Genomic DNA, 23,481 nt, shown 5'->3' on the forward strand with positions numbered 1-23,481 from the left:
TTATATATTTCCCATAAATTTGTCTTTTAATATGGCAAAGCACTCGCGGAGCCACAGATTCGGAATCAGAAGCGGATCGGACGGAGCCGAAATTCCATAGACATTTCTGACCCCCTGTTTCTTCGCGATTGCCTTGGCCCGAAACAGGTGAAAATCACTGGTCAGAATGCCGATGTGAATGGAATCCAGCTCGTCGCCGGGTGCGTAGGCATTCTCCCCCACCTCCTTGAAAATCTGCTGGAACACCCTTTCCTTCCACTGCTCCTGGCTGCGGATAACCTCCAGGCTGTACCTGATATTCTCCCTGGTATTAGTAGAGCGGGTTTCCAAAAGAAGCTGGGTTTCCGGCACACCGTTGTACCTCAGATACTCATACATGACCTCTGCCTCCGCGATCTCCTCGTCCTTCCCCTGCCCGCCGGACAGCACCAGAAAGGTATTGGGGTTGTTCTCCGCATAGTCAATCGCCCGATCGAGCCTCTTTTTGAGAGAATTGCTGGGCTCAGTTCCATTTACCTTTGCTCCCAGCACAATGACATAATCCATGCTCTTTTTGGTGGAGGTTAAAATTCCTGTTCCGATGAGCACCAGAACCACAGCAATCACAGCTGCAGCCGCCCCCAGAACTGTCACCGCCGACACCACAGGCCAGACGGGAATCTCTTCCCTGTGGTTCAGATAATAGTGCCTGCCGGCGGCCAGAAATCCAAAGAGTGCCGCACAAAACGGCCAGAACAGGGAAAATGAGACAGAAAATCCTGTGGAAAGCACAATTCCTCCATAATATAAAAGGCAGAGCCCTGCCGCCGCTTCCAGTATCACGGTCATGATCCTTCCTCCTTCGTTTCCCTGCCGTCCGTTCCGGGACGCCTTCCTTCAAATGGGTAAAAAAGGGGTGCAAAACCGGCAGTCCTGCCATTTCGCATCCCCCAAGCCGGATGAGAGCGGCTCAGAAACCGGCTACTGGCCGGCCTGTGTCCTTCCCTCTTCATCCTCATTATGTTCGCTTCTTCTCAAAATATCATACGGCTCCGGTGAAACAGAAAGCCTTACCTTAAGCCTCTGTTTTGGGTGAGGCGCGCTTTCCATCTGCACACCCTCCTCATCGCAGATCTCTTCCACTGAAACAGGGATATTCCGCCCGTCCGGCTTCATAATTTCGATGGATTCTCCCACTGAAAACTTGTTTTTCTGCTCCATGAGGAAGCTGCCGTCCCCGCAGACTTCCTCCACCGTTCCGATGTAGGTGTAGTTTTTCACATAGGTGTTGCTGTCATAAATCTGGGCGTCTGATTCTGGCTTGTGGAAATAAAATCCCGTCGTAAATTCACGGTAGGTACATTTTCCAATCTCAGCCTTGTACCACTCCATATTTTCCCGGTATTTTTCCGGGCTTTCCAGGTAATCGTCAATGGCCTTTCTGTAGGTGCGGGCCACTGTGGCCACATAGAGAGCCGTCTTCATCCGCCCCTCAATCTTGAAGCTGTCAATGCCCGCCTCAATCATCTCCGGAATATGCTCAATCATGCACAGATCCTTGGAGTTGAAAATAAAGGTTCCCCTCTCATTTTCATAGACCGGAAGGTACTCTCCCGGCCTCGTTTCCTCCACCACCGAATATTTCCAGCGGCAGGGATGGGTGCAGGCTCCCTGGTTGGCATCTCTTCCGACAAAATAGTTGCTTAAGAGGCAGCGGCCGGAGTAGGAAATGCACATGGCTCCATGGATGAAGCTCTCGATTTCCATATCCTCTGGGATCCTGTCACGGATCTGGCGGATCTCCTCAAGGGAGAGCTCCCTGGCCGTTACCACCCGCTTTGCCCCGAGCCCGTACCAGAACAGGAAGGTTTCGTAGTTCGTATTGTTGGCCTGGGTGCTGATATGGATCTCCATGTCCGGCAGAATCCTTCTCGCAATGGCAAAGACTCCCGGATCGGAGATAATGAGGGCATCCGGCCTGATTTCCCTAAGCTCCTCAAAATACTGCTCCACACCTGCCAGATCGTCATTGTGAGCCAGAATATTGGCTGTGACATAGACCTTCACCCCCCGCTCGTGGGCAAAGGCAATTCCCTCTTTCATATCCTCAGTTGTAAAATTTTTCGCTTTTGCCCGAAGTCCGAAGGCCTCGCCTCCGATGTAAACGGCGTCAGCCCCGTAAATGACAGCTGTTTTCAGCACGTCCAGACTTCCGGCCGGAATTAAAAGCTCCCGTTTTCTCATCTATTTTTCCTCTGATTCATTTTCATTTCGTTTCAAAGCCTCCGGGTGCACCGGTTCTGCCCCCTGCTGCCGCTTGACGCTGACCGTCACCCCGTCACCGATGGGGATCACAGAGGTCTCAAACTCCTCCATATGGGTCAGTGTGTACAGATACTCCCGCATCCTGGCGTGAATCGTTCTGTTTCTTCGCTCCACCGCGTATCGCGACTCAATCAGATCTCCGTCCTGAAGTACATTGTCAGAAACCAGCACGCCTCCCTGGGGGAGCAGTCTCAGTATCATAGGCAGCCAGTGAAGATACTGGCCCTTGGCTGCATCCATAAAGATAAAATCGTACGGCCCCTTCAGAGTCTGCAGAAATTCCTCCGCATCCCCTTCCAGAAGAGTAATCCTGCCCTCCATGCCGGCCTTTCTGAAATTATCCCTGGCCACCGGAAGGCGCTTTTCATATTTTTCTATGGTTGTGATATGGCAGTCCTCAGGCATCACGCGGCTCATCAGCAGGGCAGAGTACCCCACCGCTGTTCCCACCTCCAGGATATTTTCCGGGCGTTTCATGGCCACTAAGGTCTTTAAGAGAGCCGCCGTTTCCTTCCTGATAATGGGAACACGGCCCCTCACTGCCTCCTCCTCGATTGAGTCGAGAAGGGCGCCGTTTCCCTGATCCAGGGAGTGAAGATAGGAGGTGATCCGCTCATTTACGATCATGACGCCTCCTCCTCTCCCGTTTCCTCTGCCTTTGGCCCCTCGCTCAGCATCTGTAAAATCTCCATGGAAGTCTGGGTGGTGCGGAAGGTATAGGTACCCGGCTGGATCTCATATTCATAGAGGATGGATTCGATCAGAAAGACGTACGCGTCCTGTATCAGCCCTTTTTCCTCTAGGAGCCTTCCCGTTTCCATGACGGACATGCCGTCCTCCACCGTCACCTGCTTTGCAGTTCCCTCCCCGCTTTCCATAGGCGTCGGGTCGAAAATTTCGTGGCCGAAGCTGTATCCTCTGGTGACCCCCTCATACATCAGGATGCACACAAGGGCCAGCAGAATCAGCTTCAGCGATACATTAATCACAGTTCCCGTCACCCGGTTGATTTCCCTCGTTGTACGGCTCATATCTCACTTCCTCGCAGTCATCTGCCCGGCAGTCCCGCCCGGCTGTCTAATCACAGCCCGCTGCGGTGCTCCGGCTGTCTTTTGCACGGCAATTCCTACAGACGCCTATACTTCCATGATAATCGGAAGGATCATCGGATTTCTCTTCATTCTCTTCCAGAGGAAATCACTTAAGCTGTCGCGGATAATATTCTTAATCTTGCCCCAGTCGCTTACATGGCGCTTTAAGCAGTCCTGGACAGCTGCGTCCACAACTGCCTGGGCCTCGTCCATCAGGTCCTCAGACTCTCTCACATAGACAAAGCCTCTTGAGACGATATCAGGCCCTGCGAGAAGCTGATTGCTGTATTTTTCCAGGGTCAGCACAACCACAATAATGCCGTTCTGCGCCAGATTCTGGCGGTCTCTCAGGACAATATTTCCCACATCGCCGATTCCCAGTCCGTCCACCAGGATTCCGCCTGCCTGCACGTGATCAACCGTCTTATATCCCTCTTCTCCAATCTCTATCACATCGCCGGAGGACATGATAATCACGTTCTCCTTGGGAATTCCCATAGACTCGGCCAGCTTCTTCTGAGCCATCAGATGGCGGTACTCGCCGTGAACCGGGATCGCAAACTTCGGACGCACCAGGGAGTAGATGAGCTTGATCTCCTCCTGACAGGCATGTCCTGAAACGTGGGTATCCTGGTTGATCACCTCTGCCCCCTTCATGGACAGCTCATTGATCACTCTGGATACGGCCTTCTCGTTGCCCGGAATCGGTGTGGAACTTAAGATCACCACATCCCCCGGCATAATGGAAACCTTTCTGTGGAGGTTTGCCGCCATTCTGGAAAGGGCAGCCATGGACTCGCCCTGGCTTCCCGTGGTAATCAGAACCGTATCCTCCGGTCTGTAATTTTTCAGATGCTCGATGTCAATCAGCGTTCCCTCCGGTATGTCAATGTAGCCCAGCTCGCTGGCTGTCCCGATCACATTGACCATGCTTCGGCCCTCGATCACCACCTTCCTGCCGTATTTGCAGGCAGAGCTGATAATCTGCTGTACACGGTCCACGTTGGAAGCGAAGGTCGCCACGATGATGCGGTTATTCTGATGCTCCGCAAAGATCGCGTCAAAGGTTTTGCCTACTGTGCGCTCCGACATGGTAAAGCCCGGGCGGATCGCATTGGTGCTGTCGCACATGAGCGCCAGAACGCCCTTCTTTCCAAGCTCCGCAAACCTCTGAAGGTCAGCCGGCTCTCCGAATACAGGCGTATAGTCGATCTTGAAGTCTCCCGTGTGGACGATGATGCCCGCCGGTGTGAAAATAGCCAGCGCGGATGCATCCACGATACTGTGATTGGTCTTTACGAACTCCACGCGGAAGCATCCCAGATTGATGGACTGTCCGTGTTTAACCACCTTTCTCTTAATGGTGCGCAGCATATTGTGCTCTTTCAGTTTATGCTCAATCAGCCCGATAGTCAGCTTCGTCCCGTATACCGGCGCCGGAACATCCTTCAGCACATAGGGCAGGGCGCCGATGTGATCCTCATGTCCGTGCGTGATCACAAAACCCTTCACCTTGTCAATATTGTTTTTCAGGTAGGTGACATCCGGAATTACCAGGTCAATTCCCAGCATATCATCGCTCGGGAAGGCAAGTCCGCAGTCCACTACAATAATACTGTCCTCGTACTCGAAGGCCGTCATGTTCATTCCGATCTGCTCCAGGCCTCCGAGAGGAATAATTTTTACCTTGTTGTTTTTCGTGTCCTTTTTCAAATAAATTACACCTCCGCTGTCTTATTCAATCTCAATTCCCATGTCGCCCATCAGTTCATTAAAAATTCTCGAGAGGTAGTCAAGCTCGCCGTCCTCCTCTACAAATTCATATACCGCCTCGGCGTCCTCTGGTTTTGATTTATCCTTAAGAAGGTAACAGTCTCCGTCCCCCTCTTTAGAATCTGTCACTAACAGGAAATTCTCCCCGTTTAATTTTGTTTCCTCAAGAACATAAAAATCGATGGGTTCCCCCTCTTCTGACTGAAGCGTGATCTTGTTCTCAATCTCATCTATTTTATCAAACATATTTTCCATCTTATCTCCCTGACTTTCCGTTTTTTCAGATTTCCTTATTTTTCAAGTTCCTTATTTTTCCGTTTTTTCTTCCGGCCCGGCTCTGAAATTCTGATTTTCAGCTCCTGCGGCTCTCTTTACAGTCTGCCGGCCCTTTTTCCTACTGTCTCTGTGAGTCGAGATACCCCTGCAGAATCAGCGCAGCGGCCACCTTGTCGATCACGGCCTTTCTGTTTTCCCTGCGGACGCCGCTTTCCATCAGCATGCGCTCTGCTGCGATGGTAGTCAGACGCTCGTCCCAGAGGATGACTGGCTTTCCGGTGCGCCGCTCCAGCATTTCCTTAAAGCTCTCTGTCTTTTCCGCCCGCTCTCCTGCCGTATTGTTCATATTCTTAGGATACCCTAAAACGATGGCCTCAATCTGGTATTCCTCGATCAGCTCCTCGATTCTCGCGCAGGTCTGGCGCAGCTTATTCTCATCCTTCCTGACAATGGTCTCCAAGCCCTGGGCCGTAAGACCGAGGGGATCGCTGACTGCCACGCCTGTAGTCTTGGATCCAAAATCCAGTCCCATAATTCTCATTTGATATTTCTCCATAACAAAACAAGCTGGCATGGTGCCAACTGTCCTGCTCTTCCCTGTTTTATTTTCTGCCGTACACTGCATACGCCGGAGTTTTCTTTGCATCTTAGGCTATCGCCCGGTATTTTGAACTCTGTCTTCACGTACGCTCCTCTTCTGCCTGCGCCGCCCTCATTCAAAAAACGGGCAGATTTTCCTGCACACTGCCAGGCCGAGGGGACAGGGCAGCTCTCTCCTGTGAGAGCAATCCGGCGCACCGGCTCCCTCTCTGTGCCAAAAGTCACAGGACTGGGGCTCCATCCCTGCCCGTCCTGTATCCCGTCTCTGGATTCAAACATATATCAGCGCAGACGTGTCTCCACGTAATTCTTCATCAGCTCTTCCAGAATTTCGTCACGTTCTACCTTCATAATCAGGCTTCTGGCGCTCTTATGGCTGGTAATGTAGGTCGGATCTCCCGACATGATATATCCCACAATCTGGTTGATGGGATTGTACCCCTTCTCCGTCAGCGCGCGGTACACCTGCTCAAGAACCTGGCTCACTTCCAGCTTTGTATCATCCTGTACTGTTTTAAAAAACTGTGTATTTCTCATATCACCCATGGTTATCACTCACGTCCTTTAACTACTCTCATTTATTCTAACCCAAAATATTCCATTCGGCAAGAAAAATCTTTCTTAATTTTTTGACAACTCCTTCCCTGAGAGGGAAAGATTTGGCAAAGCTCAGTGCAGATCGGATACAAAAGACATCCCTGTTTTTTCCTATTTTTCCCTGAGAAACAGGATTTCATCCGTCACCATGCGCTCCATGACGCCGCGGACCGTCACATTTTTAAGGCCCTCTCTGTAGGGTACCACAGCTTTCACATACTGGCGGGTATGGCCCACCATGTAGTCCTCCCCGTCCACTGAGATTCTCTCTTCCAGGAGCACTTCCTCTTCCTTTCCAAGAAATGTTCTGCGGTATTCCAGGGACATCTGTTCCTCCAGAGCAAGCAGAATGTCGCTCCTTTCTGCCTTCTTTGGCTCCGGCACCTGACCTTCCATGACAGCGGCCCTTGTCCCCTCGCGCCTGGAATATTTAAAGATGTGCATTTCGTAAAAATGAATTCTCTTTAAAAACTGCCTTGTCTCCTCAAACTCTTCCTCTGTTTCCTGGGGGAAGCCCACAATCACATCTGTGGTGATTGCCGGGTTATGAAAGTATCTTCTCAGAATTTCACAGCGGGCTTCGTAATCCTCTGTGGTATAGTGGCGGTTCATACGCTTTAAGGTCTCATTGCACCCGCTCTGAAGGGAGAGGTGAAAATGGGGACAGAAGGATTTCAGTCCAGCAAGCGTCTCTGCAAACTCGTCTGTGATGATGCGGGGTTCCAGAGAGCCCAGACGGATTCTCTCGATTCCCGGTATCCTGTCAAGGCGGACAATCAGAGACAGCAGATCCGCCGCAGCCTCCGGATTCTCTGCCGTCCTCTTAAAGTCTGCCCCATAGGAGCTTAAATGGATGCCTGTCAGCACGATTTCCTTATATCCTGAGGCTGCCAGCGCCTCCACCTCCTGCACCACATCCTCCATGGGACGGCTCCTTACGCGGCCTCTTGTATATGGAATAATACAGTAGCTGCAGAACTGGTTGCAGCCGTCCTGAACCTTGATAAAGGCTCTCGTGTGATCGGCGATCTTTCTGATATGCAGCTTCTCATATTCACTGGTCTTTCCAATATCGATGATGTCGTCTGTCCCTTCGTGCTCATTAAAATACCGCTCTAATACCTCCACCAGGTCCTTTTTCCTGTTGTTCCCAATCACAAGGTCGACTGCCTCATCCTTTTTCAGCTCTTCCCCTGCTGCCTGCACGTAGCAGCCTGCTGCCACAACCACTGCTGAGGGATTCATCTTCTTAGCCCGGTGGAGCATCTGCCTGGACTTTTTATCTGCCACATTCGTGACAGAGCAGGTATTGATCACATACACATCTGCCCCCTCCCGGAAGGGGACAATCTCATACCCTGCATCCTCAAGCATCTGCTGCATGGCCTCTGTTTCATAAGCATTTACCTTACATCCCAAATTGTGAAGGGCGGCTTTTCTCATTTTTACGCTTCCTTTCTGTAGCTTCATTCTATCTTTCACTGTATCGGAACACAATCATTCTGATTCCGCGCTCTTGCCGTCTCTGGCTCCCCGCATATCCGGGAAGCTTTACTCTCTTCTGACAGTTCTGATTATTTTACCAGCTGTGCAGAAGAAAGTCCATATGAAATTGAGATTTTACCATATCTGCAGGACTCAGCGCCGCCGGCAGACAGAAAAAAGCAGAAGTCATCTGTTCTGTGGCTTCTGCTATAGCTATTCCCGGTTTTGCTGAGCGACTGTTCCGCTCTGCTCCATAAGGAAGGCTGAATCATCCCTCCTGTTTTTCAGAACTGGAGCCGCATTTTCTGGCTCCGGAAAGTCTCAGAAATTCACGGACAGCCGTACTCATATATCGGCCATGCTTGACACCGAAAAATATCTGCCGTCTGGCCAGAGGATCACCGATTCTGTAATACACCAGGCGCTCCATCTCCGGCATGTATTTTACAATACTGTCACGAATAAAAACAGCGCCGATTCCCTGAGCGGCTATATTGAAAGACGTCATTACCTGATCAATCTGCATGGATATCTTCGGTGAGAATCCTGCGTTCCGGCAGATTTGAAGCCCGCGTCCATTCATATCATTCCCCGGTTTCATCATAATAAATGGAGTATTACAAAAGCTTTCCAGGGGTACCGGCTCTTTCTTCAGAATATTTCCCGCCAGAAGATCGTTTCCTGTCAGACGGTACGGCTGAAATTTTTTGTTTATCTCAAACTCTGCCGGAACGGCCAAAATGATAGACTCCTCTGTGTAGAGCCATGTATCCATTCCCGGTTCTCCTGTCTTTAAAGCTGTCTCTATAATTAAATCCAGGCTTTCCTCCTGTATCCCTCTTCTCAGCTCCCGGATATTTCCCTCCAGAAGATCAATGGAAACCCGCAGGATGAAGCCGTTTAAATTCTCCGATAAGGCTGGCCAGAACAAAAGAACAGAAAAAAGAAGAACCTCCAATAGACAGGGTTCCTCCTTTCAGATTCTGTAAATCTTTAAAGTAGTTTTCCGTATTTCTCTGGATCTGAAAAATCTGTTCGACTGAACGAATATAATACATGCCCTCCTTTGTAACTGTCAAAGGGATGGTACTTCTGTCGAATATTGGCCTTCCTATCTCTGCCTCAGCCTTTTTTACCATATTGCTCAATGCCGGCTGGCTGACAAACATTTTACGAGCCGCTTTTGAAAAGCTCTTTTCCTGGTAAACGGCATATACATATTTCATCTCATTGATCATACTATCCCTCAATTTCCATTTTCAAAATTTATCATTTTTTCCTGCTTTGATTAATAATTAATAGTATAGACTGCAAATAGATAATTATCAACACAAAGATATTGTTTCCGATTGCCGCAGACCGCCGTCTTATTCTGACAATGCCGCGCGGCAAAGGCTTTCCTCGAAAGCAGCAAAAACAGAGGGCAAAATGTCTTCTTCACATTTTGCCTTCTGTTTTCTTTTCTGCCTTATCTACCATCCAGCCGGAAGGAGACCCATCGCTCCGCAAACCGCGTAGAGAATTGTACCGCTGTATAAAATAATAATGATACCTTGAATTACCGGATTGGCCATCCAGCCACAGTTCCAGTCAGGCTCGATTTCCCCCTTTTTCCGAGCTCCCCGAAGCATAAAAATAGGAAGAATTGCCATAATTGCCCCTGCAAAGGTTCCTGAAAAATAGATTGCATCTACAAAACCTACGAATCCGCCGAGAGCTAAAAACAGTGGGATTCCTACTATTACAAGAGTAATTGGAAGCCTGATTTTTATATCTTCATCTGAGTGAAATCGGAATTTATCTACAATATTGGAGAGGAGTGTCTGGGAAATGGCCCAGTAGGAGGTAAGCATCGCTACCAGGGCAAAAATATTGGCCGTGTACATCGCCCACAATCCCAGAGAGCGTCCCCAGGCAATCGTAGCCACCTCTGTCAGCTCATCGGCCGGAGTCAGGTACATTACCCCAAGCGGGACGATAATCAGCAGAATACAGACAAGCAGCTGGCCGATTGAAACAGCAGGAGCCAGTTTTTTAGGATCGTGGGACAGGCCTCTGGCCAAATCAGGTACCAGATACTGCCCGATATAGCTGAATGCGGCTACATTAAAAATGGGAATCGCATAGGACCAGTTGCTTTCCGTTACCCGGCTGAAATCCCCGTCCTTCGACAGGAACGAGGCAATCGTGAGTACTACAAGCATAATAATCATCCCGACGCTCATCAGCTTATTCCCCACTCCCATTGCCTTCAGGCCAAACCAGGACACCCCGGCTGCCGGAATCAGGAAGAGCAGGGTTCCCGCCCAGCCGGGTATCCCCAGAAGCTCATTAATGATATCCCCGCTGCCGGAAAAATAAGCGATCATACAGCTCAGGGAATTGATCACTACGGCAATAAAAATCAGCAGAGAACCGGCAGATCCCACATACCTCTCGGCAAGCCCCGGCAGCTGAACCATCGTCCTTGTTCTCAGAGTGGCCTCAGCCACATACATCATGGAAAAAAGTGTGAGCAGCCCTGTTACAATAAACCAGAATACAAGAACCGGCAGCCCTGCCAGGCGGGCTGAGTAGGCAGTTCCAAGGCATCCGGATCCAATCCCGCAGCCAACTACAGAAAAAATCACCTCTGCAGGCGTCAGCCTGTGTATTTTAAGCGCTCCTTCCTGATACTTTGCAGTTTCCCCCGTTCCATTTGTCCTTCCTGTCTCTTCCATATATGCCGCCCCCTTTCCTAATATTTTTTCAGCGCTTCCATAGAAAAGGTGTCCTCTTTAAAATCATTAAAATACGGAATTCTGCTTCTCACCCTCAGTACATCCTCCAGATCAATTTCCTGTATCAAAAGTTCCTCATCTGTTTTGGAAGCCTCAGCAATCACCTCTCCATCTGGCCCAACAATTTTAGATGAACCGCAGCAATTATCCTCAACCGGATTGGCCCCTGCCATAAACATCAAGTTAAAGAGTGCATTTCCTGCCAAATCCACATCCCACCGCCTGGCTGCAGGAATGCTCCATACTGCTGAGCAGAATACAATTTCCGCTCCTTTCAGTGCTTCAATCCTGGATGGCTCCGGAAACTCTACATCATAGCAGATGAGCATTCCAACTTTGCCAAATTTTGTCTGGATCACAGGAAATTCTCTCCCCTCACGGAATTTCAGTTTTTCCTGGCCCCAGGCATTTACTTTCCGCATGTTTCCGATAATTTCTCCCTGGTCATCAATAAAGATGCAGGAATTATACATTATCCCCGGAATTTCCCCAGCTTCCGCATAACCGGCTATAATATGAATTCCAGCACTTTTTGCCTTTTCCCGAAGTGTCTGAACAAACGGGCCATCCTGAGGCTGCGCAAGCCTTTGGAGTTCTTCTGACTCCAGAAAATATCCGCAGTAGGCAAGTTCCGGGAAGCATATAATATCTGCATTCTGAGCCGCTGCCTGATCCGTTAAATCCAGTATTTTTTTAAGATTTTTTTCTGTGTCCCCCTGAAAAACCTTCATCTGCCCCAATGCAATTTTTACGATTCTGCCCTCTCCCATCTTTTTCCTCCTTTTCGTGTTATCTCTACTTCCCCCTCTGAGTGCAGGCGGCTGCAGTTTTGCCTGTAGACCGTTCACCCCCAGCCGCCTGCCTGTCGTTATAAGCAGTCTTTTATCTGTCCCCCAGACACACTACTTTTCCATTTTCTACAACTACTGTTTCTGTTTCTTTGCCTTCATCAAAAATCACAGTGGGATTATACTGTACCATATCGATATGAACAGTGGAGCGGGCCGGCTGTCCGTAATAGAATCCATTTCCCATAGCAATATGACAGGTACCTCTGGCCTTCTTTTCCTCCTCAAAATCTCCGTTAAACATACAGGCCGGATTCAGTCCGATTCCAATCTCTGCAATATTGTCGCTGTCTTTGACTTCCGCAATCTGCCTGCGAATCTCTTTGCAGATTTTAGGATCTCCTCCGACTACCTCTGTAATTCTGCCTTCTTCGATTTTAAGCTCTACGGGTACAGAAGGGCATCCATAGTAGCAAATCGGCCCGTCCACCACCAGCTTTCCATGAGTTGTTCCAATTACTGGCCCAAGAGATACTTCCCCGTCTGACCAGGCCATGGCATCTCCCGGATTCCTGGCAATTCCGCACTCAATAATCGGCTCCATCTGGTTCATTTCCATATACAGATCGCTTCCTGCCGGAGTGGTAACATGAGCTGTCTTTTTGCCGCGCCAGATTTCCTGCAGCTTTACGCCGTCTGCATAAACCTTCTCATAGTCTGCCAGAGCCCCTCCTCTTGTAAAATTGTCAATATTTCTCAGGCAGATAGAAACCTCTCTCAGTTTCTTCTGATTAATCAGTTCTTTCAGATGGTTATTATAAATTGCCGCGCCGGAAGCAGTCGTCATACCCACAAATACATCGCAGGCATCCATTGCCGTTTCCAGTGTCTTCGGGAAAATTGTAGCTTTATCCTTACCGCGGATTGGCATCATGCTGACATTATATTCAGCTCCGCACATCAGAGCTGCGGCAGCCATGGCATTTGCCATCCTCATGTCGGTCTGGGGATCGATGGCAATCAGTACCTCTTCCCCTGGTTTTACAGCCATCAGATTGGACAAAATATAATGTGCCCTTTCTATACACTCAATCATTCTGTTATCTTCCATTGTCTCTCCTCTTCCTTTCTTTTTTTCTGAATACGGTTCTGTTTTGTCAGGCCTGGCATCTTTTTCCGCTGTTCCTCTCAGATTGAAAACGTCTTTTTTTCCTGAGGTCTGATTTAATTATACAATTAACCGAATAGTACGGGAAATTATATGATAATTTGAAATAAGGTATAATTTTTTAGTTATATCTCCTATTTATTCTTATTTTTCTTTTGAAATAAAACTGCCGAAAGCCGTGGCCTGTACCATAGCTGTGTTATAGAAATACGAAAATTGGTACAAAAAAACACAGCCTGGCAAGATCGATGGCTCTCCCTCCCGGACTCTGCCATCCTTGCTCAGCTGTGCCCTTTTTTATTCTTCTGCCGTCCTGAACACGCTCCGTCCATTCTGCGTCGATTCTCCAAGCCCCTGCCTGTTTTCCCAGGCTTCTCTCATCATTCGTGCATATATATTTCCCTTCCAGTCCTCGTAATAAGGAATTTTTTCCCGCTCTCTCTGAATTTCCGCCTTGTCTATTTCAAATATGAACACCTTGTTTTCTCCGGCGCCAGGAATATTCAGAAGAATCTCCCGCTCCGGAGCCCTGCACCTTCCGTCCGGCCCGTAGAGAGAAGCGTTTCCGCAGCAAAATTCACCACAGTAATTGGATCCTGCCACAAACACCAGGTTCGAGACAGCTGCTGCCGCAAGATCCGTTTTCCAACGCTGCTCTGCCGGCCGGCTCCAGGCCGCCGGGCAGAATAAAAGTTCAGCCCCCTTCATGGAGACAATTCTGGCCGGCTCTGGAAATTCCAGATCGTAGCAGAGGATCACAGCCGCCTTCCCGGTACAGGTATCCAGTACCGGGAAATCATTTCCCTCTGAAAACCGCTTCTTTTCGCTCTTCCACAGGTTTACCTTCCTCACGTTTCCAATCAGCTCTCCAGTGTTCTTTACAGCCACACAGGAATTGTAAATCCTGTCTCCATCCCGTTCCGGGTATCCTGAAATAATGGAGATCCCATATTTTCTGGCTGTCTCTCCGATCCGAGAGGCCTCTGCTTCTGCCGGAACTGCTGCCTGCAAAAGCTCTTCCCGTCTGATAAAATACCCGCAGGAGGACAGCTCCGGCAGACAGAGAAGCTCCGCTTTCGCTCCGGCCGCCGCTTTTGCCATCTCCTCTGTCACCTGCCTGAACACTCCTCTATTTCCCCCTGAAAGCCCCATCTGGCCCAGCGCAATTCTTATTTTCCTGCTCTTTTCCATCTTCCAGCCTTTCTCCCTCTTTCATCTGTTTTCTCTCTCCCTGAACCATACAGATTCTTTAAACAGTTTTGCATATTTCTTTACACATTTCCCTCAATCTCACACTTGACTTTTCCCTGTTATATTTGTAGTATAGAAACAGGGTTATCAAGCCAAAAATAAAACAGACGGCACATATGAGCCAGAGGAGGTTTTTACAATGAAAACAGTTCGCATTTCTTTAAATTCTATCGATAAAGTTAAATCTTTTGTCAACGATTTAGCAAAATTTGACGTAGATTTTGATCTCGTATCCGGAAGATACGTGATTGATGCAAAGTCTATTATGGGTATTTTCAGTCTGGATCTCTCCAAGCCGATCGACTTAAACATCCACTCTGAGTCCCAGGTTGACGAAATCCTCACCGTTCTGGCTCCTTATATTGTAGAATAAATCGCAGGAACAAATTGATGGATACAGGTAAAGCACCTGCTTTTCCCGGTATCAGATTTCTGCAGATATCCCTCATAAAAGAATTCAGAAAACAGTTACATTTCAATTTAAGGCTCCTCTGCACAGGCAGAGGAGCCTTTTATATACCGCCGCTGCCCTGACACCTTACATCCGTGACAGGGCCCGGCGTTTCGTCTTCTGTTCGTCCTTTAGCACCAGATTACTTCCGCGGTATCCACAGCCTTCTTCACCATCCCGTCGATCTCCTCTGAGAGCTTTGTCTCGGAGCGGCGGATGACATCCAGGTTCGGCTTTGTCACCGGATGCTTGGCCACGAAGATGGTGCAGCAGTCCTCGTATGGCTGGATCGAAGTCTCAAAGGTGCCGATTTTCTGGGAGATGTCCACAATATCCTGTTTGTCAAATCCGATTACCGGACGGAATACAGGGAGGGTGCAGACCTCGTTTGTAACTGCCAGAGAGTGAACCGTCTGGGAGGCCACCTGACCGATGCTCTCCCCTGTGATCAGTCCCAGGCACTCATCCTTTTTCGCAATCTCCTCGGCGATCTTCATCATATAGCGGCGCATGATAATCGTCAGCTCCTCATGAGGACACTTGTCGTAAATGTAGAGCTGAATGTCCGTAAAGTTTACCACATGGAGCTTAATGGGGCCGGAATATCTGGCCACGATCTTTGCCAGGTCAATGACCTTCTGCTTTGCTCTCTCGCTGGTGTAAGGCGGCGCATGGAAATAGGTAGCTTCAATAATAACGCCTCGTTTGGCGATCATATAGCCTGCCACCGGACTGTCGATTCCTCCTGAAAGCAGGAGCATGGCCTTTCCGTTGGTCCCTACAGGCATACCGCCGGGGCCCGGAATCACCAGGGAGTACAGGTTTATCTTGCTTCTGACCTCCACATTTAAGAGTACCTGGGGATTGTGGACATCTACCTTCGTCTCTGGAAAAGCGTCCAGGATCACGGCTCCAAGCTCCCGGTTCATCTCCTCTGAGCGCACCGGATACTGCTTGTTGGCACGGCGGCAGTTTACCTTGAAGGTAAAGTTCTGCTCCGGATAGACCTCTCTGATGTAGGAGATCACCTGGTTTTTCAGCTCCTCAAAGCCCAGATCCTCCACCCGCATCATCGGACAGATGGCTGCAATTCCAAACACTCTCTGGAGGGCCTCCACAACCTCGTCATAGTCAAATGCGGTCTGAGCTTCCACATAGATGCGCCCTGACTCTTTTGATACCGTAAACTCGCCGTCTAATCCCTTTAAGGAGCGGCGGATGTGTTTCATCAGCGCATCCTCGAACACATATCGGTTTTTTCCCTTTAAGCCAATCTCGGCATATTTAATTAAAAATGACTGAAACATTCTGATTCCTCTCTTTTTGTTTTCTCTGTGCCTCAGGCAAGGCTCCTGCGCCTTCCTACCTGGCTCTGTATCTTCTGAGCACCGGGAGAAGTTCTGCAAGAACCTCCAGACAGTAATCTACCTCCTCCGGCGTGTTGAACAGGCCGAAGCTGAAACGGATCGTGGAGTCGAGAAGCTCTTTTTTCACTCCGATTCCCCTGAGGGTTCCGCTGACTCCGGGATGGTTGACAGAGCAGGCGGAGCCGGAGGAAACGTAGATCCCCTTTTCCTCCAGCGCGTGGAGCAGCACCTCGCTTCTCACGCCCTCGAAGCTGGCGCTCACGATCTGAGGAGCATTCTCCCGTCCCTCATGGCCGTTTATGGTAACGCCAGGCAGAGCCTTTAATCCCTCGATCATGCGCTCCCTGAGGCCATAGAGCCGTTCAATCTTGGCCTCGTGATCCGTGTAGACCTCCTTTACGGCCGCTCCCAGTCCGGCACAGCCCGGCACATTCTCCGTTCCGGAACGCATCCCCTTCTGCTGCCCGCCTCCGTAGAGAAGGGGACGGATTTTTACTCTCTCATCGATATACAAAAATCCCACGCCCTTGGGGCCGTGAATCTTGTGCCCGCTGACCGACAAAAGGTCAATTCCCTGCTTTTTGGGGCGGATCACATACTTTCCATAGGCCTGGATGGCGTCTACATGGAACAGGGTTCTGGGATTCTTTTCCCTGATCACCCGTGAGATCTCCTCCACCGGCTCCACGGCTCCGATCTCATTGTTGACATACATGACTGATACCAGAATCGTGTCCTCTCTCACCGCATCCCGCAGCTCATCCAGGGAAATGCAGCCGTAGGAATCCACCGGAAGATAGGTGATCTCAAATCCCTGCTCTCTCAGAAATTCCATGGTGTTATAGACGGACGCATGCTCCACTGCCGTGGTGATCAGGTGCTTTCCCGCCCTCTGGTTGGCAAGGGCTGTCCCGATCAGAGCCGTATTGTTGGACTCTGTACCGCCGGAGGTAAACAGAATCTCTTTTTCCTGAACCTTCAGGGACCTGGCAATTTCTGCCCTGGCTTCCTTTATCAGCCTCTCTGCCTCCACGCCCTTCATATGGCGGGCGGCTGCATTCCCGTAATCCTCTGTCATGGCATGAACCACCGCATCCTTCACACAGTCGAATACCTTCGTGGTCGCCGAATTATCAAAATATGCTTCCATTCTCTGCTCCTTTTCTTCCCCGGTGCAGCGGACACTGCGTCTGCCCTCCACCGTATGTCTCTCCTAAATTCCGCCCTCCAGCTTAAATGCCAGCACAGACAGCATGCACAGTCCTGCCGTCTCTGTCCTCAGAATCCGCTTTCCAAGGCTCACCGGCACGACCCCTGCCTGGACAGCCGCCTCGACTTCTGCCTCCTCAAAGCCTCCCTCCGGCCCGATGAATACGGCAATCCTCTGCCCGGCGTCAGCCTGACCCACAAATTTCCTGACAGCCTCCATGCCCGACTCACACTCATAGGGGATGCAGGCCAAGTCGAATCCGGAGACAGCCGAGAGCGCTTCCCGAAACTCCATAACCGGTGCGATCTGGGGGATGATCCGTCTCTTAGACTGCTTGGCCGCACTCTCCGAAATGGCATTCCACCGTCTGAGCTTTGCCTCCTCCTTCTTCTTATCCAGCTTTACCACCGCCCGCTTGGAAGCCACAGGGATAATCTGATAGGCTCCAAGCTCCACTGCCTTCTGAATGATCAGCTCCATCTTATCTCCCTTTGGAAGCCCCTGAAACAGGCAGACTCTGGCGGGAAGCTCTGTTGTCTCCTCTTTTTCCCGGATAATCTCTGCCTCCACCTCATCCGGATCGATCCGGGACAGACGGCAGAGATAATCCCGGTCCTCTCCGTTGCTGATTAATACCTGCTCTCCGGTCTTCATCCGCAGGACATTCCTGATATGGTTGACATCCGGCCCTGTAATGGTGATGTGTTCCGGATGGATCTGGGATCTGTCAACAAAAAAATGATACATGCGCCCTTAAAACCCCTCTTATTTTACTCTCCTTGCAGTCACGCTGACCCACTCTCCCTGGTAGGTTACCTCCAAAACCTCAAAGGAGTCATTGGCCGCAAATGCCTCCCTCACAGCCTGCTCCTTCATGTTAATGATACCCGATGTGATAAAGATGCCGCCCTTTTTGATGTGAACCGGGATTTCCTTCTGAAGCAGGATGATCACATCTGCCAGAATATTGGCCACTGCCACGTCATAGCACTCGTAGCCGGCTTTGTCCTGTATCTCCTTATCGTCAATGATGTTTCCCTGGACCACGGTAAATCGTCCCTCCCCGATTCCGTTTGCCTCCAGGTTTTCACCTACTGCCACAATGGCGTTTTCGTCCAGATCGGTTCCGAACACTTCCCTGGCTCCCAGCTTTAAGGCTGTAATTCCAAGGATTCCGCTTCCGGTTCCCACATCCAGGAGTCTGGTCTCGGGAGTCACATATTTCTTCAGCTGGCGGATGCACAGCTGGGTTGTCTCATGCATTCCCGTACCGAAGGCGGTTCCCGGATCGATCTGGATCAGCAGCTTGTCCTCATGCTCCTTTGGGATCTCCTCCCAGGTAGGCTTGATCAGAATGTCGTCCACAGTGAAGGGCTTAAAATACTGCTTCCAGTTGTTAATCCAGTCCTTGTCCTCCGTCTCCGACTCCTCAATGGTACAGGCTCCCAGGTTTACAAACAGCTTAAGCTCCTCAAGCCCTTCCCTCACCTGTCCGAGAATACTTTCCGTGTCCGCATCGTCATCCAGATAGAAGCTGACCTTCGCTGTCCCGTCGTCCGGCGGAAGCTCCGGGAGAATGTCGATAAACATTCCCTTCGTCTCCTTCTCTGTCAGAGGCACATTGTCCTCAATCTCGATTCCCTCAATTCCTATCTCATCAAACATGCTGCTGACCAGATCCACTGCCTCTGTGGTGGTGGTCAGCGTAAATTTTTTCCATTTCATCTGCAGTTACCTCCGTTTCTCCTGCTTTCCTCTCTGTCGTTTTTCCGAATCTGTCCCATGCTCAGACTTTCTGATTCTGAGTCTGTCTTATTCTGAGTCTGTCTTATTCTCAGACTGTTTCATTCTCAAACTATCTTATTCTCAGACTGTCCCATTCTCAATCCATCTCATTTTCCGTCTGCCTTATTCTCACTCTGTCCCATTCTAAGGCTGAGCGGTCCTCATATGGCGGCCGTCCCGCTCTCTCTTTGCGGCAGCCGTCCGGGCTGCCGGGCACAGTCCCGCTATCCCATCAGAACCTTCACAAACAGGATCGCCAGCACGATGAGAACCACCGGGCGCACAATCTTTTTCCCGTTTGTGAGTACCAGGCCGGAGCCGATGTAGTGTCCCAGTATGCAGAACAGGCCGGACACAAATCCGAGGGGAATCAGCACCTTTCCGTTCAGAAGGAAGGTGGCAAAGGCTGCCGCATTGGAAGCCAGATTGATCACCTTCGTCGTCCCCGCAGCCTCCTTCATGGTGTAGCGGGCTGCTCCGGTTAAAATCAGGATCAGAAAGGTTCCCGTGCCCGGCCCGTAGAATCCGTCGTAGGCTCCCACAATCAGAGCCGCCGCCATGCTGATGGCAAACATCTTCCCCTTGGAGAGAGTCCCCGCCTTGGAGTCATCTCCCAGATTCTTGTTCCAGAGCACGTAGACTGCCACAATCGGCAGGATGACAAGCATCAGCTTTTCGATCACTCCCTCGCTCACCAGGAGCACAAGATGGGAGCCGATGGAAGAGCCAATCAGGGCTGCGGCGGCAAACCAGATGGAAGTTTTAAAATTGATAAACCCGTTTTTTGCGAATCTGGCTGTGGAGACAACCGTTCCCATCACAGAGCACATCTTATTGCTTCCCAGAGAAAGGTGTGCCGGGATTCCGGCTATCATAAAGGCTGGGAGTGAGATAAGTCCCCCTCCGCCTGCGATTGAATCCATCAGGCCTGCCAGAAATACAAGGGGACAGACGATCAGATATTGTGTCAGTGAAATTTCCATTTTTTCCTCCCAGTATGGCCGGAGTGCAGATCAGGGCAGATGCTGCACAGGCTCTGCTCCGGCTCTTATGTCATGTATTTTCTGTATGTTCCTGCAGATGCAGCTCTCTGTCTGGCCGGTCTATTGCTCCTGCCGGCTTCTCTCTTCTTTATTCCCTGGCTCTCACCATGTCCGCCTGCCTTCACTGTTTTACATGATAGCACACCAGACATGGTCCGACAACAGCTACGCCTTTTCATCTATGAGGAATTTTGCCAGCACCCAGTTGCTCACATCCACGCCTCTGCCTGTCAGGCGCCACCGGCTGTCCAGGGCCTCTTTGCCCTGAGTCTGAACCAGGCCGTCCGGGCTCACGCTCCCGCTGCAGGCGGGATCGTGCACATACTCCATCAGCCCTTCCCGAACGCACTCTTCCAGTGCCTTCCCATAAACCTGCCTGATGGGACAGCCAAACCGGCGTTCAAATTCCTGTTCTGCCACCCCTTCTGTGAGCCTGAGCCCCAGGAACATAAACTCCTCCATCCTGTCCTTCCAGGTGAGGCGGTCTCTTCCCTCTGTATGCCTTCCCGCCCTGAAGTCCTCCCTGGAATATGCCAGGTATTTCCCCATATCCGGGGTATTTAAAAATCGCTCCGCTCCGGAAAGCGCCAGAAGGCCGGCTTCGTCCGGGCAGCCTCCCAGGTCTGCTTCCCGGTTTCTTATTATGTAGGAAGAAGCTCCCAGTCCAAGCCCCAGATACTCTGTGCCTGTCCAGTATCCTCTGTTGTGGCGGCACTCAAACCCCGGCCTTGCGTAGTTGGAAATCTCATAGCGGTGATATCCTGCCTCACTCAGGATCCGCTCTGTGGCCTCGTACATGCTTCGCTCCGTATCCTCGTCCGGCAGGGGCGGCAAATCCGCCCGAGCCCGGGCCTTCCCCTTTCTTTCCATCCCCTCTGTTCCGTACTTCTCGTAAAACGGGGTCCCCTCTTCAATAATCAGACTGTAGGCTGAGATATGCTCCGGCATTAGGGACAGCACCTTTTTCAGGGTGTCCTCCCAGGCCTCCTCTGTCTGGCCGGGGAGGGCGGACATGAGATCCACATTGATATTCTCAAAGCCTGCCTCTCTGGCTGCATGAAAGCTCTCCAGAAAATCCTCCGCCGTGTGAATCCTTCCCAGGTATCTGAGCTCCCGGTTCTGTGCAGACTGAAGCCCCAGGCTCAGGCGGTTGATGCCTGAACGGCGCCAGCTTCTCAGCTTTTCGGGACTGGCCGTGCCAGGGTTTACCTCCATGGTAATTTCTGCTTCCTCAGATAAATGAAAGCTCTCCCTCATAGCATCCATAATCCTTCCGATCTGCGCACCTTCAAGCACAGAGGGGGTGCCGCCTCCGATAAATACCGTCTCTGCCACATATTCACCGAAAGCGGCACCCGCCTCCTCAATCTCCCTCGCCAGCTGTTCCACGTAGAGGCTTCTCTCCTCCTCCCCTGCCGGAAAGGACAGGAAATCGCAGTAGGCGCATTTGCGGATACAGAAGGGGATGTGGATATAGAGCTCCAGAGGGATGGGTCTGCTGCCTGTTTCCATCTGTATGGCTCCTTTTTCTCTGTTTTGTTTCATTCCGTAATTATTCTTCATCCAGCTTCAGGACACTCATAAATGCCTTCTGCGGAATCTCCACATTTCCGATCTGGCGCATACGCTTCTTTCCCTCTTTCTGCTTCTCCAGCAGCTTTCTCTTTCGGGAAATATCGCCGCCGTAGCATTTTGCCAGAACGTCCTTTCTCATAGCCTTCACCGTCTCCCTGGCAATGACCTTGCCGCCGATGGCCGCCTGAATCGGGATCTCAAACAGATGGCGGGGGATCTCCTCCTTTAATTTCTCGCACATCTTCCTTCCCCTCTCGTAGGCAGAGCCGGCAAACACGATGAATGAGAGGGCATCCACCTCCTCGCGGTTTACAAGGATGTCCAGCTTTACAAGCTCAGATCTCTCATAGCCCTTCAGCTCGTAGTCAAAGGACGCATAGCCTCTGGAGCGGGACTTCAGGGCATCGAAGAAGTCGTAGATAATCTCATTGAGCGGGAGCTCGTACTTTAAGAGCGCCCTTGTCCCCTCAATGTACTCCATGCCCAGGTAATTGCCCCTTCTCTCCTGGCACAGCTGCATGATGGCTCCAACATAGTCGGAGGTCACCATAATCTCAGCCGTCACAATGGGCTCCTCCATATATTCAATCTCTGACGGATCCGGAAGGTTGGAGGGGTTCGTCAGCTCAATCATCTCTCCGTTCGTCTTGTGGACGCGGTAGATAACGCCGGGAGCTGTTGTCACCAGATCCAGGTTGTACTCCCGCTCCAGCCTCTCCTCGATAATATCCAGGTGCAGAAGTCCTAAGAATCCGCACCGGAAGCCAAATCCCAGGGCCAGGGAGGTCTCCGGCTCAAAGAACAGGGCCGCATCATTGAGCTGCAGCTTCTCCAGCGCATCTCTCAGATCCGGGTATTTGGCGCTGTCGGCCGGATACATGCCGCAGTACACCATGGGCGTTACCTTCTTGTAGCCCGGCAGGGGCTCGCTGCAGGGATTTTCTCTGTTTGTGATGGTATCTCCCACACGGGTATCACGCACATTCTTAATGCTGGCCGTAATATAGCCTACCATTCCGGCAGACAGCTCGTCGCAGGCGATAAACTGTCCGGCGCCGAAGTATCCCACCTCCACAACCTCTGCTGTGGCACCTGTGGCCATCATCTTAATGGGAGTGCCTTTTTTCACCGTTCCGTTTTTTATACGGCAGAACACGATAACTCCCCGGTAGGAATCGTAGAGGGAGTCAAAGATCAGGGCCTGAAGGGGCGCCTCGGAATCTCCCTTGGGTGCAGGGATCTTTTCCACGATCTGCTCCAGCACCTGATCCACATTCAAGCCTGTCTTGGCCGAGATCCTCGGTGCGTCGTGGGCCTCTAAGCCGATCACATCCTCGATCTCTGCCGCCACATGATCGGGATCTGCGCTTGGAAGATCTACCTTATTAATAACGGGGAACACGTCCAGATCGTGATCCAGGGCCAGATATACGTTTGCCAGGGTCTGTGCCTCGATTCCCTGGGCTGCATCCACTACCAGAATGGCCCCGTCACAGGCAGCGAGGCTTCGCGATACCTCATAGTTAAAGTCAACGTGTCCTGGAGTGTCGATAAGGTTGAAGATATACTCCTCCCCATCCTTTGCCTTGTACACCGTGCGCACCGCCTGGGACTTGATGGTGATTCCTCTCTCCCTCTCAAGTTCCATGTTGTCAAGCACCTGGGCCTGCATCTCCCTGCTGGTGAGAAGGCCGGTCATCTCTATAATTCTGTCTGCAAGGGTTGACTTGCCGTGATCGATATGGGCGATAATACAAAAATTTCTGATTTTGCTCTGGTCAACTATTGCCATCTGTTCTCCTCTTTTCTTCGTATTGTCCGGGAAGGAAGGCAAACGTCCTCTCCCTCCCTTTTGCCGCACCCGGGCAGCATATAGTAGAATATATCATTTTTTTCTTTTTCCTGCAACAGACTGGCCTCTATTTTTTGCCGTCTGT

22 protein-coding genes are annotated in these 23,481 nt (G+C 50.8%); 1 reads left to right on the plus strand and 21 read right to left on the minus strand.

Annotated elements, in window-relative coordinates:
- The 14 genes from DW757_RS07400 to DW757_RS07470 form a co-directional block, all read right to left on the minus strand.
- Positions 1 to 828, minus strand: a complete 828-nt coding sequence (locus tag DW757_RS07400; RefSeq protein WP_015544668.1) for a YdcF family protein — start codon at positions 826 to 828, stop codon at positions 1 to 3.
- A gap of 132 nt (positions 829 to 960) precedes the next feature.
- A complete protein-coding gene (locus tag DW757_RS07405; RefSeq protein ID WP_118751393.1) occupies positions 961 to 2,223 on the minus strand; it encodes a U32 family peptidase in 1,263 nt (420 codons plus the stop codon).
- On the minus strand, positions 2,224 to 2,931 hold the full coding sequence (locus DW757_RS07410; protein WP_118751394.1) for an O-methyltransferase: 708 nt from the start codon (positions 2,929 to 2,931) through the stop codon (positions 2,224 to 2,226). It abuts the gene before it with no gap.
- A complete protein-coding gene (locus DW757_RS07415) occupies positions 2,928 to 3,335 on the minus strand; it encodes an endolytic transglycosylase MltG (protein WP_008395836.1) in 408 nt (135 codons plus the stop codon). Before DW757_RS07415 ends, DW757_RS07410 begins: the two co-directional genes overlap by 4 nt.
- A 105-nt stretch (positions 3,336 to 3,440) precedes the next feature.
- Positions 3,441 to 5,108, minus strand: a complete 1,668-nt coding sequence (locus tag DW757_RS07420; protein ID WP_008395837.1) for a ribonuclease J — start codon at positions 5,106 to 5,108, stop codon at positions 3,441 to 3,443.
- A 21-nt stretch (positions 5,109 to 5,129) separates the two neighbouring features.
- Positions 5,130 to 5,423 (minus strand): DUF1292 domain-containing protein, encoded by a 294-nt coding sequence (locus DW757_RS07425; protein WP_008395838.1) that lies wholly within the window; start codon positions 5,421 to 5,423, stop codon positions 5,130 to 5,132.
- Between the two features lie 139 nt (positions 5,424 to 5,562).
- Positions 5,563 to 5,985, minus strand: a complete 423-nt coding sequence (gene ruvX / locus DW757_RS07430; RefSeq protein WP_015574411.1) for a Holliday junction resolvase RuvX — start codon at positions 5,983 to 5,985, stop codon at positions 5,563 to 5,565.
- 341 nt (positions 5,986 to 6,326) lie between these two features.
- Positions 6,327 to 6,590, minus strand: coding sequence for an IreB family regulatory phosphoprotein (locus tag DW757_RS07440; protein ID WP_008395841.1), 264 nt, complete (start codon positions 6,588 to 6,590; stop codon positions 6,327 to 6,329).
- A 162-nt stretch (positions 6,591 to 6,752) separates the two neighbouring features.
- Positions 6,753 to 8,084 carry a tRNA (N(6)-L-threonylcarbamoyladenosine(37)-C(2))-methylthiotransferase MtaB gene (gene mtaB, locus DW757_RS07445; RefSeq protein ID WP_118751396.1) on the minus strand — a complete coding sequence of 444 codons (1,332 nt, stop codon included), beginning with the start codon at positions 8,082 to 8,084 and terminating at the stop codon, positions 6,753 to 6,755.
- A 310-nt stretch (positions 8,085 to 8,394) separates the two neighbouring features.
- A complete protein-coding gene (locus DW757_RS07450) occupies positions 8,395 to 9,084 on the minus strand; it encodes a LysR family transcriptional regulator substrate-binding protein (RefSeq protein ID WP_243033492.1) in 690 nt (229 codons plus the stop codon).
- A 514-nt stretch (positions 9,085 to 9,598) separates the two neighbouring features.
- Positions 9,599 to 10,846: an aromatic amino acid transport family protein gene (locus DW757_RS07455; RefSeq protein WP_021966049.1), complete on the minus strand. Its 1,248-nt coding sequence runs from the start codon at positions 10,844 to 10,846 to the stop codon at positions 9,599 to 9,601.
- Positions 10,847 to 10,863: 17 nt separating this feature from the next.
- Positions 10,864 to 11,676 (minus strand): nitrilase-related carbon-nitrogen hydrolase, encoded by an 813-nt coding sequence (locus tag DW757_RS07460; protein ID WP_118751397.1) that lies wholly within the window; start codon positions 11,674 to 11,676, stop codon positions 10,864 to 10,866.
- Positions 11,677 to 11,788: 112 nt separating this feature from the next.
- Positions 11,789 to 12,805: an aminopeptidase gene (locus tag DW757_RS07465; protein ID WP_118751398.1), complete on the minus strand. Its 1,017-nt coding sequence runs from the start codon at positions 12,803 to 12,805 to the stop codon at positions 11,789 to 11,791.
- A 354-nt stretch (positions 12,806 to 13,159) separates the two neighbouring features.
- The gene (locus DW757_RS07470; protein ID WP_118751399.1) at positions 13,160 to 14,053 is read right to left on the minus strand and encodes a carbon-nitrogen hydrolase family protein; all 894 of its coding nucleotides are present in this window, start codon (positions 14,051 to 14,053) and stop codon (positions 13,160 to 13,162) included.
- 199 nt (positions 14,054 to 14,252) lie between these two features.
- Between DW757_RS07470 and DW757_RS07475 the strand changes: the two genes are divergently transcribed.
- Entirely contained in the window at positions 14,253 to 14,486 is a 234-nt protein-coding gene (locus DW757_RS07475) for an HPr family phosphocarrier protein (protein ID WP_008395845.1), read from the plus strand.
- 209 nt (positions 14,487 to 14,695) lie between these two features.
- Here DW757_RS07475 and thiI read toward each other — a convergent pair whose 3' ends face one another.
- From thiI to lepA, 7 genes are all read right to left on the minus strand, one after another.
- Complete coding sequence (thiI, locus tag DW757_RS07480; protein WP_008395847.1) at positions 14,696 to 15,871, minus strand: tRNA uracil 4-sulfurtransferase ThiI; 1,176 nt, start codon at positions 15,869 to 15,871, stop codon at positions 14,696 to 14,698.
- A 55-nt stretch (positions 15,872 to 15,926) separates the two neighbouring features.
- Positions 15,927 to 17,081 carry a cysteine desulfurase family protein gene (locus DW757_RS07485; RefSeq protein WP_118751417.1) on the minus strand — a complete coding sequence of 385 codons (1,155 nt, stop codon included), beginning with the start codon at positions 17,079 to 17,081 and terminating at the stop codon, positions 15,927 to 15,929.
- 63 nt (positions 17,082 to 17,144) lie between these two features.
- Positions 17,145 to 17,888 (minus strand): 16S rRNA (uracil(1498)-N(3))-methyltransferase, encoded by a 744-nt coding sequence (locus DW757_RS07490; RefSeq protein ID WP_008395849.1) that lies wholly within the window; start codon positions 17,886 to 17,888, stop codon positions 17,145 to 17,147.
- 18 nt (positions 17,889 to 17,906) lie between these two features.
- The gene (gene prmA / locus DW757_RS07495) at positions 17,907 to 18,866 is read right to left on the minus strand and encodes a 50S ribosomal protein L11 methyltransferase (protein WP_008395850.1); all 960 of its coding nucleotides are present in this window, start codon (positions 18,864 to 18,866) and stop codon (positions 17,907 to 17,909) included.
- A gap of 284 nt (positions 18,867 to 19,150) precedes the next feature.
- The gene (locus DW757_RS07500) at positions 19,151 to 19,909 is read right to left on the minus strand and encodes a TSUP family transporter (RefSeq protein WP_015574346.1); all 759 of its coding nucleotides are present in this window, start codon (positions 19,907 to 19,909) and stop codon (positions 19,151 to 19,153) included.
- A 225-nt stretch (positions 19,910 to 20,134) separates the two neighbouring features.
- Positions 20,135 to 21,481: a radical SAM family heme chaperone HemW gene (gene hemW, locus DW757_RS07510; protein ID WP_243033495.1), complete on the minus strand. Its 1,347-nt coding sequence runs from the start codon at positions 21,479 to 21,481 to the stop codon at positions 20,135 to 20,137.
- Between the two features lie 40 nt (positions 21,482 to 21,521).
- On the minus strand, positions 21,522 to 23,336 hold the full coding sequence (lepA, locus tag DW757_RS07515; RefSeq protein ID WP_008395854.1) for a translation elongation factor 4: 1,815 nt from the start codon (positions 23,334 to 23,336) through the stop codon (positions 21,522 to 21,524).
- Positions 23,337 to 23,481 lie beyond the last annotated feature (145 nt).

This window comes from Clostridium sp. AM29-11AC (assembly GCF_003480545.1).
Taxonomy (GTDB): domain Bacteria; phylum Bacillota; class Clostridia; order Lachnospirales; family Lachnospiraceae; genus Otoolea; species Otoolea saccharolyticum_A.

Excerpts from the sequence above, each read along its gene's own strand:
- DW757_RS07400 (WP_015544668.1), bottom strand. The coding sequence starts at position 828 with ATGACCGTGATACTGGAAGCGGCGGCAGGGCTCTGCCTTTTATATTAT.
- DW757_RS07405 (WP_118751393.1), bottom strand. The coding sequence starts at position 2,223 with ATGAGAAAACGGGAGCTTTTAATTCCGGCCGGAAGTCTGGACGTGCTG.
- DW757_RS07410 (WP_118751394.1), bottom strand. The coding sequence starts at position 2,931 with ATGATCGTAAATGAGCGGATCACCTCCTATCTTCACTCCCTGGATCAG.
- DW757_RS07415 (WP_008395836.1), bottom strand. The coding sequence starts at position 3,335 with ATGAGCCGTACAACGAGGGAAATCAACCGGGTGACGGGAACTGTGATT.
- DW757_RS07425 (WP_008395838.1), bottom strand. The coding sequence starts at position 5,423 with ATGGAAAATATGTTTGATAAAATAGATGAGATTGAGAACAAGATCACG.
- ruvX (WP_015574411.1), bottom strand. The coding sequence starts at position 5,985 with ATGAGAATTATGGGACTGGATTTTGGATCCAAGACTACAGGCGTGGCA.
- DW757_RS07440 (WP_008395841.1), bottom strand. The coding sequence starts at position 6,590 with ATGGGTGATATGAGAAATACACAGTTTTTTAAAACAGTACAGGATGAT.
- mtaB (WP_118751396.1), bottom strand. The coding sequence starts at position 8,084 with ATGAGAAAAGCCGCCCTTCACAATTTGGGATGTAAGGTAAATGCTTAT.
- DW757_RS07455 (WP_021966049.1), bottom strand. The coding sequence starts at position 10,846 with ATGGAAGAGACAGGAAGGACAAATGGAACGGGGGAAACTGCAAAGTAT.
- DW757_RS07460 (WP_118751397.1), bottom strand. The coding sequence starts at position 11,676 with ATGGGAGAGGGCAGAATCGTAAAAATTGCATTGGGGCAGATGAAGGTT.
- DW757_RS07465 (WP_118751398.1), bottom strand. The coding sequence starts at position 12,805 with ATGGAAGATAACAGAATGATTGAGTGTATAGAAAGGGCACATTATATT.
- DW757_RS07470 (WP_118751399.1), bottom strand. The coding sequence starts at position 14,053 with ATGGAAAAGAGCAGGAAAATAAGAATTGCGCTGGGCCAGATGGGGCTT.
- DW757_RS07475 (WP_008395845.1), top strand. The coding sequence starts at position 14,253 with ATGAAAACAGTTCGCATTTCTTTAAATTCTATCGATAAAGTTAAATCT.
- thiI (WP_008395847.1), bottom strand. The coding sequence starts at position 15,871 with ATGTTTCAGTCATTTTTAATTAAATATGCCGAGATTGGCTTAAAGGGA.
- DW757_RS07485 (WP_118751417.1), bottom strand. The coding sequence starts at position 17,081 with ATGGAAGCATATTTTGATAATTCGGCGACCACGAAGGTATTCGACTGT.
- DW757_RS07490 (WP_008395849.1), bottom strand. The coding sequence starts at position 17,888 with ATGTATCATTTTTTTGTTGACAGATCCCAGATCCATCCGGAACACATC.
- prmA (WP_008395850.1), bottom strand. The coding sequence starts at position 18,866 with ATGAAATGGAAAAAATTTACGCTGACCACCACCACAGAGGCAGTGGAT.
- DW757_RS07500 (WP_015574346.1), bottom strand. The coding sequence starts at position 19,909 with ATGGAAATTTCACTGACACAATATCTGATCGTCTGTCCCCTTGTATTT.
- hemW (WP_243033495.1), bottom strand. The coding sequence starts at position 21,481 with ATGGAAACAGGCAGCAGACCCATCCCTCTGGAGCTCTATATCCACATC.
- lepA (WP_008395854.1), bottom strand. The coding sequence starts at position 23,336 with ATGGCAATAGTTGACCAGAGCAAAATCAGAAATTTTTGTATTATCGCC.